The sequence below is a fragment of the Nitrospirota bacterium genome (genome assembly GCA_016207885.1).
Classification (GTDB): domain Bacteria; phylum Nitrospirota; class Thermodesulfovibrionia; order UBA6902; family UBA6902; genus JACQZG01.
Genome location: JACQZE010000003.1, coordinates 307,122 through 320,101, shown reverse-complemented (window position 1 = coordinate 320,101; position 12,980 = coordinate 307,122). Strand labels below are relative to the sequence as shown.

Below are 12,980 nucleotides of genomic sequence, written 5' to 3'. Positions count from 1 at the left end.
TAAATGGGTAAGTGCGTACTTGTAACAGGCGGCGCGGGTTTCATAGGTTCTCATATCGTGGACAGGCTGATAGCTTCGGGCAATGAAGTTATTGTAGCGGACGACCTGAGCACCGGCAAGAAAGAGAACCTTAATCCTGCCGCGATATTTTATGATCTGGACATCAAGGACCTTGATGCTCTCAGGCCTGTATTTGAGAAACACCGCATAGATCATGTAATTCACGAGGCTGCAAAGATAAACCTGAACGTAATGCTGGAAGACCCATATAACGATGTACACAGCAGCATAATAAGCACTATCAATCTATTAAAATGCAGCGCAGAGTTCAAGGTCTTGAAATTTATTTACGCATCCTCTGTCGCTGTATACGGCAAACCTTCAAAACTTCCTGCCGCTGAAACTGACGAGCTTCAACCAGTTTATTCCTACGGCATTGTAAAAAAATGCGCGGAAGATTATGTCAGATACTTTTCCGACAACTATGGCCTGAACTACTCCATCCTCAGATATGCAAATGTTTACGGCCCGAGGCAGCCTATATTCGGCGAGGTCGGGGTTATCGCGATTTATACAGACAAGGTTCTGAAAGGCGAGCCGCTTGTGATCTTCGGCAACGGGAACCATCTGAGGGATTATATTTATATTGACGATGTTGTGGATGTCACTCTCAAAACGCTTGAAGCTGGAGACAGGGAGACCTTTAATATCGGGCGCGGTGCAGGCGTGTCGGTCAACACGGTCTTTGATAACTTTCAGCATTGCCTCGGTAAAAAAATAGAGTTCCTGAATAAGCCTGAGAGGGTGGGCGAACTCGGCAGGTTTTTTACAGACTCGGGCAAGGCTGAGAAACTGCTTGGATGGAAGGCGGCTATCGGGACTGAGGAAGGCATAAAGAGAACCATGGACTACTACAGGAAATTAAACAGCTGATGATCATGGGTAATGCGGTTGGCAATGTGTCTGTAAGGCCGGTCAGGGATGATGACAGGAGCATGATATTCCAATGGAGAAATACCCCTTCTCTTGTCAAACTGGGAAGCAGCGGCAGAGAGGTGACATGGGATGAGCACTGCGCATGGTTTGAGAGGGTATTAAAGGACGATAAGATACGCCTTTTTATTATCAGCTCTGACAACACTCCTATGGGCCAGGTCAGGTTCGCTAAAGAAGAAGATGCATATATTGTTACGATCTATCTAATCGACGGGTACACGGGAAAAGGAATTGGTGTGGCCTCATTAACGGAGTGCGTAAAATTGATGCTTAAGGAAGATGCCCACAGAAGCTTCATAGCTTTTATAAAGGAAAACAACAGAGCAAGCATATCTGCCTTTTCCAAAGCAGGTTTCACCGAACTGAAGGATTACACAAAAACTCCTTCCGGGCATATCGCAATGCGCTATGAGCCGGGGATGGAAAGCTGAGCGATATGTTTAAGGATCTTATTGATTTTTATAAAGGCAATGTAGCCCGGCACGGCAATGATATACGCTCTGTCGCGTGGGGAAGCAGGGAGTCGCAGGAGAAGAGATTCCTTGTCTTTTCACAGATAGCTGACCTTGAAGGTAAAAAGATTCTTGATGTAGGCTGCGGCCTCGGCGATCTTTATACATGGTTAAAGACGAGGTATAAGACTCTTGATTATTCGGGAGTTGACATAACCCCCTCAATGATAACTGAGGCTCAACGCAGCCATCCTGATATTAACTTTAAGGTGCAGAACATAAACGAGATAAGTATTTCTGAACCGCTCTATGACTTTGTATTTGCATCAGGCATCTTCAACAGAAAGATCGAAGGCCATGAGGCTTTTGTAAAAGAGACGGTTAAGTCGATGTTCTCTTTATGTAGGACAGGCGCTGCATTTAATATTCTGAGCAGGAAGGCAGATTTTTTTGAAGATGAAGAATACTATGCTGACCCAGGAGAGATGATGGATTTTTGTCTGACCCTGAGCAGAAAGGCGGTGCTGAGGCATGATTATATGCCGCACGACTTCACCATTTATCTTTACAAAGGGGATTATTAAGGAGTGGGGCAGCGCATACTTATCAGGACGGACGCGAGTCCTGATATTGCGCTTGGGCACCTCAAACGCTGCATCTCGCTTGCCGAGGGGCTCAGGATAAAAGGCGTGGAGCCGGTCTTTCTTTCGCTTGATGATAATAGCGCGAAAGAGTTATTAAGCAGCTTTACTTTTGAGTCAGGTTTTATTAATACACCGATAAATACAGGCGATGACGCGGACAAGACCCTGAGCTTCATGCGGGAAAATGATCTGGACTCTGTTATCTTTGACTCCTATTCCGTAGATGCGAAATACCTTGATACATTTTCAAAAAAGAACTTTAAGGTCATATGCATGGATGACCTCGCAGACCGTCCGCTGCCATGTGATATGGTCATTAACGGCGGGCTCGGCGCGGAGGAGCTGAAGTATGAAGCCCCGCATAAACTGCTCGGGATCAATTACTGCATCCTCAGCAGGCCGTTTCGGGAACCTTCAGCTTATGAGGAAAACACGGATGTCCGCAATGTTCTTATCACCATGGGCGGTATCGACCATTACCGGCTTTCAGAGAGAAGCATGAGGATGCTTGATGAACTGCCGGGTGATTTCAGCATCACAGTGATAATCGGCCCTTATTATGAGAATGTGAAAGAGATAGAAGATGTTGCAGGCAGTATAGAGAAAGATGTAGAACTTATACGCGGCAGTAACGACCTTTATCCCTTCATGAAAAAATGTGATATGGCGATCTCAGCGGGAGGATTTACGCTTTATGAACTGGCGACATTGAAAAAGCCTGTCATAGGGATAAGCCTCTGGGAGAACCAGTATAGAAATGTTAACGAACTTGATAAGAAGGGCATCATACTTGGATTGAACTATAGTGATGATGCCTCGTTTGACAATAAGCTGGAATCATCTATCAAGAGATTGGCCGATGACAGCAGCCTTCGAAACACTATGGCTCAGAGGGCAGGAAGGATGTTTGACGGACAGGGGGCGGTTCGTGCCGCAGATGAGATCAGGAAATTTCTGGAGCATGGTTAAGCAGGTCTTATATTTTTATATAGAGTAAGTTATCTGAATAATGGAGGACTTTATGGGAAAGGATAAAAAAGGCTACAGATTGGGTTTTGAGAAAAGGAATGAAAAGGAGAGGTCATTTATCGATGACCTGGAAAAAGGATATTCTGAGAGCGGCCTCACTGATATTGAAAAGCTCATGAACTTCAGCATGTATGTTCCGCGTCAGGACCTTGCGACATTCCTCTACAAGTATGAACTCTTCAAGAGGGTGGTCAATGTGCATGGTTCAATTGTTGAATGCGGCGTCGCGTTCGGAGGCGGCTTGATGTCCTTTGCCCAGTTCAGCGCTATCTTTGAAGAGGTCAACTATACCAGAAAGATAATAGGATTTGACACATTTGCAGGCTTCCCGCATCTCTCCTCAAAAGACAGCGGGAGTTCATCAGGCCACTCGCATGTCGGAGGCATGGCTGTTGACAGTTACAAGGAGCTGGAGAAATGCATCGGGCTTTATGACAGGAACAGGTTTCTGGGGCACATAAATAAGGTCGAGCTTGTTAAGGGCGATGTCATGAAGACGATACCGAAGTATATCAAGAAGGATCCGAGCCTGGTCGTCTCGCTTCTTTATCTGGATTTTGATCTGTATGAGGCGACAAAGGTTGCCTTAAAACATTTTCTCCCGAGGATGCCGAAGGGCGCTGTCATAGCCTTTGACGAAGTGGGGCATCCTGACTGGCCGGGCGAGACACAGGCTGTCATGGATGGGATAGGGATCAATAACCTGAGGCTTGAACGCTGCACATTTGACACAACGCGTTCCTTTGCCGTGCTGGAGTAGGAGATTGATACTGACCGCTCATCAGCCTGTATACCTTCCATGGCTCGGGTTATTCCATAAGATCGCGCTTGCTGACGCTTTTGTGTCCTTCAATCAGGTCCAGTACCTTCCGAAGGATTGGAATAACCGCAACAGGATAAAGACCCGGAGCGGCCCTATCTGGCTCACCGTGCCGGTGCTCAAAGCAGGGCACAGGGAGAAGACTATAAAAGATATCAGGATAAATAATAGTGAGCCCTGGCGGAGAAAACACTGGAAGTCAATTCAACTCAACTACTCTAACGCTCCGCATTTTGACAGGTATGCTTCTTTTTTTGAAGATGTCTACAATCGCGAATGGGAGAATCTTACTGACTTAAACGAATATATGCTCAAATTTTTTCTTGACATTCTCGGTATCAAGGTTGATTTCCGGGATGCCTCTCAATATAATTTTGAGGGAGTTAAAAGCGGCCTTGTTCTTGATATGTGTAAGAAGCTCAATGCGGATGTCTATATCTTCGGGGAGCTCGGCAGGGATTATGCCGATGAAAAGGCTTTTGAGCTTGCAGGAGTAAAACCGGTATTCCAGGAATACAAGCACCCTTCCTACCCGCAGGTCAACGGGGATTTCATCTCTCATCTTTCCATTTTAGACCTGCTATTTAACTGTGGCGGAAAAAGCCTTGAGATACTCATGGAAGGCAACATGACAAAAGAAGATCTTATCAAGGGGAGATATAATTAAATGAAGAATATCCTGATAGTTGCGGCGCATCCTGATGACGAGGTACTCGGGTGCGGCGGCACAATGGCAAGGCTTGCGGCGGAAGGCAACAGCGTCTACACTTTGATACTCGGCGAGGGGGTCACTTCAAGGGACAGCAGGAGGATGAGGGCTAAGAGAGAGAAAGATATTGCTGATCTGAAGAAACAGTTAAGAAAAGCAGGCAAAATCCTGGGCGTCAAAAAGACCTTCTCATTTGATCTTCCTGATAACAGATTTGATACTGTGGCGCTTCTGGATATTGTCAAGACGATAGAACTCATAAAGAAAGAGACAGATCCCGATATCGTATTCACTCACCATAAGGGCGATCTGAATTATGACCACTGCATAACATTCAGGGCTGTCATGACAGCTTTCAGGCCTATGGCAGGCGAGCGCGCAAGGGCGATATATTCGTTTGAGGTTCCCTCTTCAACTGAATGGAGCGCCCCATCTTCTGACAGTTATTTCATGCCGAATCATTTTGTAGATATTTCAAAGGCCCTTGCCAAAAAAATAAAGGCGTTCAGAGAATATGAGACTGAATCAAGGGCGTTTCCGCACCCGAGGTCTGTTGAGGCGATAGAACTGTATGCAAAGAGATGGGGCACCGTTGCAGGTCTTGGCTCTGCCGAAGCGTTTCAGGTCATCAGGCAAATCATTTAGGGAGGATTGAAGAAGATGAATTCGATATTTTTAGAGGGCAAAAGTATTTATCTCGGGCCGCTGTCGCAGGAAGGCAACCTTGACAAATATGCTTCATGGATCAACAGCCAGAAGAACACCGTCTTTATGGAGAGCGGGAAATTCCCTTCCACTCCCGAAGGGCTTAAAGACTACATCAGCAGTTATAACAGCAGCAAGACCGGGATGCTCCTTGGTATTTTTCTGAAGAAGGGGTCGAAACATATCGGCAATATTACAATTAACAGTATCGACTGGAGAAGCAGGCACGCAAAGGTCGGCGTCATCGTTGCGGAAGAGGGCTCACAGGGCAAAGGGTATGCTACTGAGGCCATAAATCTTGTAGCCGGGCATGCCTTCAATAAGCTGAATCTCAGGAAATTGTATGCCGGGGTAATTGAGGGGAATGAGGCTTCAAGGCGAGCGTTTGAGAAGGCGGGTTTTAAGCCTGAAGGGAAATTTAAAGAGTATTTTTATTTAAACGGCGAGTATCTTGACTGTGATATCATGGGCCTGCTGAAGAAGTGATATCCGGATAATATTTCAATATCGTGAGTATCGTTTATATCGAATGTCTCTCCCCGTTTTCTCTGCTTTCCGTCCTGATGCATAAGGAAAGATATTCAAGGGTATTTTATTTTAACGCGTTTCCGCGCACGGCAGCCATCGCCTCAGTATTAACAAAGATAGGGCTCTTGAGATCAGAGCCTGAAAAGATGGACTTTCCCCTGGCTGATGTCAGGGACGAGGACGGCGGCAGCAGATACATGGGCATACTTGGCGAGATCACTGAGATATGTGAAAGTATCGGCAGAAAAGAGCTTGACAGTAACAGGATAATCAGTGGATTTGAGAAGCAGTTCGACCGTGAGGCGGTCACGCTCTTCTTTAAAAAAATAATAGCTGAAGAAATAATGGAGACGGCGATATTTATAAATATGGCGCTTAGCCATTCAGGAAGCGCATTAAGCGAAGCGGGCAGAGCGACCTTTCTGCTTAAAAAAAACCTGTGGTCCGGTTATCTTCAGGATTATGCTGCCGGATTCGGGCTGAATACAGGGGCATACAGGTCAATAAGTTTTCCGCTTCAAAAAAAATATCTTGATACAGCGGTAAAAAAGCTGAGTGTTTTACTTAAGGTCTTTAAACCTAATAAAGCCCGGCCGGCGAGACAGGGAATAAAGAGGGCAGAGAAAAAATCAATGCTTATAGCTTCATCATATACAGGCAGGCAGGTGGTATTTGACCTGAAAAGGAGAAGCGAGTTCTTCTGGATGCTGAGATCGGATATTCCTCATGAGAGGGTGCTTACATATTTTGAGAAGACGCATTTGCCTGCTACGCAGGATATAGTGGACAGTTTAAAGAAAGAGGGGCTGAAATTTATCAGCCTTTCAAAAGAGGCGGCAACATCAAAAGAGGCATCAGTCTGGTCTTCAACGCCCGAAGCCAAAAAAAATATAAATCATCTGACAAGATCACTTATCGCTTCGTATCTTCATGCATTGGCAAGGATGGAAATAATTCCTCTCTTTTATCTGAATAAAATGGGCTATTTCATTTATAAATATTCATACTGGCATGATCTCTTCAGGGCCAACAAAGTGAAGATACATATAAACTCCAGCGTGTCATCGCAGTCAGGCATCCCGGCTGCGCTGGCGCTCAAAGATTGCGGAGGGGTGGCCGTCACTTATCAATACTCCAACTTTCACCGCCCGTCTGTTTTTCAGAGTATATATTCAGATGTCTACTTTTTGTTCGGGCCTGAATACAGGGCGATCTATAATGAGGGCAATTCAGTGATCCGTAATATTGTATACAGCGGTTACGTTACCGACTACGCCATGAAGGAAGTGAAAGAGGATGCCTTATCGCAGCGTAAAAAGCTCCTTGATAAAGGCGCGGATTTCATAATCACATTCTTTGATGAGAACTCCTCTGATGACAGGATGAGCCTCATTCCAAACAAGAGGAGCGCTTACATATACAGGAGGCTGCTTGAACTGGTGATAGGCGACAGGACGCTTGGCCTGATCTGCGCGCCGAAGTTTCCATATACGCTGTTTAACAGGATGCCTGAGATAAGCGGATTAATGGATAAGGCTGTTGAGACCGGAAGGGCCAGGCTCATAAGCGGCCATCCCCAGACAGAGAGCTATCCTGCTGAAAATGCCATGGCAGCGGACCTCTGCGTAGGGTCTTTGGTGGGCGGGACAACCGCACTTGAATCATATCTTTCAGGCACAAGGACGGTTATTCTTGATCTTGAAAAGCTCTATTCAAACTCTATCTATGATTGGGGTAAAGGGAAAGCAGTATTTGACGATATTGATGAACTCTTCTCAGCTATCGGCCGGTATCGCAAAGACCCTGCGAGCATGCCGGGATTCGGCGATCTTTCAGCATGGGTGAAAGACAAAGACCCGTTCAGGGACGGCAACGCGTCTTACAGGATAGGGCAGTACATCGGCCGCCTTGTAAACGCGTTTGATAACGGGAAGACAGGGGATGAAGCTATAGCTTACGCGAATAATGAATATGCCGATGAATGGGGCGGAGAGAGTGTTGTACCGCTGCACAGATAAAATATATTCCGGGACGGTGAAATGGATCTGAACATGAAATCTTTATTAAAACCGATTTCTGAGTCGCAGCTTTTGAAACCGCTCATAGACCGTTTAAAGGGAAAGATCATTAAAGGCTCCGGCTGCCGCATCTCCCGACGCAGCGTACTCAGGACTGTCAATGGCGGGACGATCAGGATAGGCGATAACTGTTCCGTTCATGATTATGCAATGATAATGACGTACGGAGGCGATATCACCATAGGCGACAACTGTTCTGTCAATCCCTTCAGCATCCTTTACGGCCACGGCGGCCTGAGGATAGGCAGCGGGGTCAGGATAGCCGCTCATGTTGTAATCATTCCGGCAACGCATAATTATCAGCATACAGACAGATTTATATGTGACCAGGGCGAAACGTACAAGGGGATCGAGATAAAAGATGATGTATGGATCGGCGCAGGAGCCAGGATACTTGACGGCGTGACAATTCACAAGGGAGCTGTCATCGGAAGCGGCGCGGTCGTTACAAGGGATGTGCCTGAGTACGCTGTCGCTGCCGGTGTGCCGGCGAGGGTGATAAAGAGCAGAAGATGAGAACCTCTGAGATATTATTCGCATCTGCCAGGAATGTAACAGCCATACTGAGAAATGAACGCGGCGCTCTCAACAAGCTCACAATGTTCTTTCTATCATTACGCCTGGCCATGAAGATGCTCATTCTTTGCGTGGTTCCGGGAATCAGGATAAAGAGCGAAAGATTTCACGGTTACACGGTCAGGTTTCACGATTACGAGACATTCTGGGGGCTCTTCAATGAGATATTTATTCACAAAGAGTATGCGTTTGAGACGTCGAACAAAACCCCTTTGATAATTGACTGCGGCAGCAATTTCGGGTTGTCTGTCCTATTCTTTAAAAAGTATTATCCCGGTTCTAAGATCATAGCATTCGAACCGCATGCTGAAACATTTGAACTGCTTAAGGATAATGTCGAAAGAAACGGACTGGCTGAAGATGTGACACTGATCAATGCGGCACTGAATAATTCAGAGGGAGAATCTGTCTTTTATTCTGACCTTGATAAGACAACAACAACAGGAATGAGCCTTACAACCAGGCTGCATGAAAAAGGCAAAAGGATCAAGGAGGAGACGGTTGCTTCGGTTCTGCTTTCCGAATACATAAACGGTGAGGTTGATCTTCTGAAGATGGACATAGAGGGAACCGAGACAGCGGCGCTCAGAGAACTTGCGGACAGATCAAAGATCGGATCCGTCAAAGAGATGGTCATCGAGTATCATTACGACAAGGGAAATCCGGAAAACGACCTTGCGGGCCTGCTTGCATTATTAAAAGGAGAGGGATTCAGGTACATTATCCATGCCGCGCAAAAACCGCCTTATCATCTTTACAGGAACAAACCCTACAGCCTTATTGTTTACGCTTACAGGTAATCCGGGCCATTCTCCGCGCCATGTCATTATCAGAGAAACAGATCAAAAACATATTCATCTACGTTCTGCCTAAATTCGTCGGATACGGGCTGAATCTCCTGACATTGCCGATACTCACAAGGCTATTGTCGCCGGATGATTTCGGGGTCATAGTATTGGCGCTTGCCTTTCCGACTATCGCTGTTGCCGTTGTCACGGCAGGGGTTCCGTCTTCCGTTCCAAGATATTATTTTGAGTATCGCAAAGATGAAGTAAAACTGAATATGCTTTATTTTTCGGCACAGCTTTACCTTCTCACAATGTTCGTTGCTTCAACGGCAGCGGTCTATTTCGCTAAAGACTTTATCTCAGTCCTTGTGACCGGAGCTGCTGTTTACGGATCGGCCGTATTCATCTCCTACTTAACAGCATACCTCGGGCAGGTTAACCAGCTTTATCTCCTGCTTTATCAGAATATGGAAAAAGCTGCGCTTCATTCGGCATTCGTGTTTTTGCAGGTACTGACCAGTGTTCTCCTGAGCCTCATTCTGGTCTGGTATTTCAAGATGTCCTATATGGGGATGATATACGGCTCTTTTGCCGGCTCTTTGATATCAAACCTTGCCATGGCATTTCATTTCAACAGAAGTGTGAAGCCGGGGTTCAGCAGAAAGCTGCTTGTTGAGAATATAAAATACGGCCTCCAGGTCCTGCCGAAATCCTTCACAGGCTTCATAAACAGGTTCTTTGACAAATACATGCTTAACGCCATGCTCTCGATGTCTGTGGCCGGTGTATACAGCATCGGCCAGACTATCACAAATGCCATTGATGTTTTAATGAGCAATGCAGGCATGGCCTTCCGGCCCGTTATATACAAAGAGGTATTTGATAAAGGAGATAAGGCATCATCAGATGTCGGCAGGCTCTTTTCTGTTTTCTCCTTTATGGTGCTGATGCCGCTCCTGCTGGTGATATTATTTGCAGAGGAAGTGATCTACATAATCGCGCCGCCATCCTACTACGGGGCGATCAACATAATAGTCATTCTTGCCGCCGGGCTTGCCACGCAGACATTCGGCAAAAGCGTCGGAGTGCAGTATGAGTACAGCAAAAAGCCGTTTTTGATATTTCCGGTGACTGTAGTTTCAACTATTATCAATATAGTCCTGAATATATTTTTAATACCACGATACGGCCTGGCGGGCGCAGGTTTTTCAGCAATGGCAAGCCTTTCAGCAATGAATTTCATGTTTACATATATAGGGCAGAAACTCTACAGGATACAATATGAATGGAAGACGATCATATCGATGTACGCGCTTATAATCTCAGCGATGCTGACTATTTTGTATTTCAGGGAAATTGGACATGGCCGTCTTTATTTCTACGCGGCAAAATTGATTTATATAGTCCTATTCGTTCTGGTGGGCATGAGGGCAAAGATATTGACAAAGGCATCGATTGCAAAGGTATCAGGGATACTCTTCAAAACTTCACCGGCATAGCACTTTAATTTATATCAGGCCTTTTTAATGAAGATAACAATATCATCCACAGGAGGAACGCACCGCGTCATAGAACTCGCGGGTGAGCTTGACTCAAGAGGGCTGCTTGATACCATCTTCATTCCTATTTACAGCCGCAAGCATCCGTATCTTGCAAATATATTCGGCAGGCAGGAGGATGAACAGGATATTGCCATAGAGAAGGTAAGGACAAATCTCTCTTATTCTCTTTTGCGCAAGGCAAGAAGCAGCGTTGGTTTTGCGTTTAAAAGCCCGAGATCATTTTTTCTGAATGAATATTTAGATGAGTGGGTTGCTGGCGAGATCGGCAGGGCTTCAGACATCGTAATGGCTGAGAGCATGATAGCCCTTCACACCATAAGGAAGGCAAAGGCATCGGGTATGGCAACGATGCTTGACACTACGAATACGCATATACTGAACCAGAGCCGGATACTGGAAGAAGAATATGACAGGCTCGGGATAAGATACAGCTTTAATCCTTCCGCCATTGTTGAGAAGGGGCTGAAGGAGTATGAAGAGGCTGATCATATTACAGTAAGGTCATCATTTGCCGGCAGGACATTTACAGAAAGAGGCATCTCTGCCGATAAGCTCTTTGTTGTTCCTTCGGGTATAAGGATGGAAAATTTCAGGCAGGTAAAAAAAGAGGATGACGTCTTCAGGGTTGTTTACTGCGGGCTGTCATGCATAAAAAAAGGGACTCACTATCTGCTGAAGGCATTCAGGGAGTTGCAGATGAAGAATGCTGAACTCTGCCTCATAGGCGGTGTGCTGAATGATATTAAACCTCTGTTGGCGCAGTATGAGGGGCATTTCAAATCCATCACATTTATTAAAAAGAATGAACTGTATAAATATTATTCTCAGGGTTCTGTCTTTGTCATGCCGTCGCTTGAGGAGGGGCTTGCCAAAGTGATCGTGGAGGCGATGGCGTGCGGCCTGCCGGTAATAGCAACAGAAAATACAGGTGCAGAGGATATCTTTCAGCACGGCAGGGAGGGTTTTATTATACAGGCGGGGGATGCGGAAGCTTTAAAGGAGAAGATATTATATATGTATAATAATCATGTAGCATGCAGAGAGATGGGACAGGCAGCAATGTTGCATGTTCAAAAAGGGTTTACAATAAATGACTATGCTGAGAGAATGATACATGCTTTCAGCGACGCATTAAATCAGAAAGGGAAGGACATAAACAAATGATACCCAAGAGCAATGAGATAAGGGTCGAAGTATCAACGAGGTGCAACTATAACTGCATCATCTGCCCCAGAGAAAAGCTTACGAGAAAGAAAGAGACGATGAGCCTGAAGCTCTTTAAGGATCTCTTTGACAAAATAAGAAAAGAGTCAGGCCAGTATGACACATTGACCTTTCCCGGCATGGGAGAGCCTCTCCTGGATAAGTCCCTCGGCAAAAAGATCGAATATGCCAAAAACAAGAACTTTACCGTGCTTATGCTCACGAATGCCTTTTTTCTCACGGTCGATAAGTTTAAGGAGCTTGAAGAACACGGCCTGGATTCCATAAGGGTGAGCCTTTACGGAGATACGCCTGAGTCATATAAAAAGGTGCACAGGGTGCTTGCCGCCGGGACTTTTGAGAAAATAAAGAAGAACCTCACAAAGATCTCAAAGATGAAGAGATCAACACAGCTTCTGCTTACATATAATGTTGTTGAAGGGATCAATGATTCTGAGACAGAGCAATGGATAGGCTACTGGTCTGGTAAGGCTGACCTGCTGGAGGTATGGCGCCCGCATAATTGGGCCGGCGGAAGAGGCTACAGGAATGTGCAGAAGAAGAAGCTCAAGACATGCGGCCGCCCGTTCAATACCCCGCTTCAGGTTCAGGTTGACGGAACCGTGAATATGTGCTGTTTTGATTTTAACGGCGAGCTGCTGCTGGGCGACCTTAAGACGCAATCACTTAAAGATATATTCAGATCACCGATGTTTAAGAAGATTGTAAAGTGCCACACATCAGGCAATTTCAAAAATAGCGGCCTTATCTGCGAGGACTGCGACCAGAGGAACGCGGACAAGTCTGACGTGATGGTATATAACTCAAAGTTCGATATAAAGGAGAGGGTCAAGAAGGTCTCCACAACTTATACTGACGTTTTATAGCCC

The 12,980-nt window shown here is 45.8% G+C and carries 14 protein-coding genes; all 14 read left to right on the top strand.

Annotation, left to right across the window (positions count from 1 at the left end):
* Positions 1–3: 3 nt before the first annotated feature.
* Genes HY807_01630 through HY807_01565 form a run of 14 tightly spaced genes read left to right on the top strand, consistent with a single transcriptional unit; the run spans position 4 to position 12,977 of the window.
* Entirely contained in the window at positions 4–933 is a 930-nt protein-coding gene (locus tag HY807_01630) for an NAD-dependent epimerase/dehydratase family protein (protein ID MBI4825112.1), read from the top strand.
* On the top strand, positions 933–1,427 hold the full coding sequence (locus HY807_01625) for a GNAT family N-acetyltransferase (GenBank protein MBI4825111.1): 495 nt from the start codon (positions 933–935) through the stop codon (positions 1,425–1,427). Before HY807_01630 ends, HY807_01625 begins: the two co-directional genes overlap by 1 nt.
* 5 nt (positions 1,428–1,432) lie before the next feature.
* Positions 1,433–2,032: a class I SAM-dependent methyltransferase gene (locus tag HY807_01620; GenBank protein MBI4825110.1), complete on the top strand. Its 600-nt coding sequence runs from the start codon at positions 1,433–1,435 to the stop codon at positions 2,030–2,032.
* 3 nt (positions 2,033–2,035) lie between these two features.
* Positions 2,036–3,061 carry a UDP-2,4-diacetamido-2,4,6-trideoxy-beta-L-altropyranose hydrolase gene (gene pseG / locus HY807_01615; protein ID MBI4825109.1) on the top strand — a complete coding sequence of 342 codons (1,026 nt, stop codon included), beginning with the start codon at positions 2,036–2,038 and terminating at the stop codon, positions 3,059–3,061.
* Positions 3,062–3,113: 52 nt separating this feature from the next.
* Positions 3,114–3,881 carry a class I SAM-dependent methyltransferase gene (locus HY807_01610; protein MBI4825108.1) on the top strand — a complete coding sequence of 256 codons (768 nt, stop codon included), beginning with the start codon at positions 3,114–3,116 and terminating at the stop codon, positions 3,879–3,881.
* A gap of 4 nt (positions 3,882–3,885) precedes the next feature.
* Positions 3,886–4,608 (top strand): WbqC family protein, encoded by a 723-nt coding sequence (locus tag HY807_01605; GenBank protein MBI4825107.1) that lies wholly within the window; start codon positions 3,886–3,888, stop codon positions 4,606–4,608.
* Positions 4,609–5,295 (top strand): PIG-L family deacetylase, encoded by a 687-nt coding sequence (locus HY807_01600; protein MBI4825106.1) that lies wholly within the window; start codon positions 4,609–4,611, stop codon positions 5,293–5,295.
* Between the two features lie 15 nt (positions 5,296–5,310).
* Entirely contained in the window at positions 5,311–5,841 is a 531-nt protein-coding gene (locus tag HY807_01595; GenBank protein ID MBI4825105.1) for a GNAT family N-acetyltransferase, read from the top strand.
* 23 nt (positions 5,842–5,864) lie between these two features.
* Complete coding sequence (locus HY807_01590) at positions 5,865–7,901, top strand: hypothetical protein (protein MBI4825104.1); 2,037 nt, start codon at positions 5,865–5,867, stop codon at positions 7,899–7,901.
* Positions 7,902–7,934: 33 nt separating this feature from the next.
* Positions 7,935–8,477 carry an acyltransferase gene (locus HY807_01585; GenBank protein ID MBI4825103.1) on the top strand — a complete coding sequence of 181 codons (543 nt, stop codon included), beginning with the start codon at positions 7,935–7,937 and terminating at the stop codon, positions 8,475–8,477.
* The gene (locus HY807_01580; protein MBI4825102.1) at positions 8,474–9,337 is read left to right on the top strand and encodes an FkbM family methyltransferase; all 864 of its coding nucleotides are present in this window, start codon (positions 8,474–8,476) and stop codon (positions 9,335–9,337) included. The genes HY807_01585 and HY807_01580 overlap by 4 nt, the downstream gene beginning before the upstream one ends.
* 20 nt (positions 9,338–9,357) lie before the next feature.
* On the top strand, positions 9,358–10,824 hold the full coding sequence (locus HY807_01575) for a polysaccharide biosynthesis protein (GenBank protein ID MBI4825101.1): 1,467 nt from the start codon (positions 9,358–9,360) through the stop codon (positions 10,822–10,824).
* A gap of 27 nt (positions 10,825–10,851) precedes the next feature.
* Positions 10,852–12,051: a glycosyltransferase family 4 protein gene (locus tag HY807_01570; GenBank protein ID MBI4825100.1), complete on the top strand. Its 1,200-nt coding sequence runs from the start codon at positions 10,852–10,854 to the stop codon at positions 12,049–12,051.
* Entirely contained in the window at positions 12,048–12,977 is a 930-nt protein-coding gene (locus HY807_01565) for a radical SAM protein (GenBank protein MBI4825099.1), read from the top strand. The genes HY807_01570 and HY807_01565 overlap by 4 nt, the downstream gene beginning before the upstream one ends.
* The last annotated feature ends 3 nt before the right edge of the window (positions 12,978–12,980 follow it).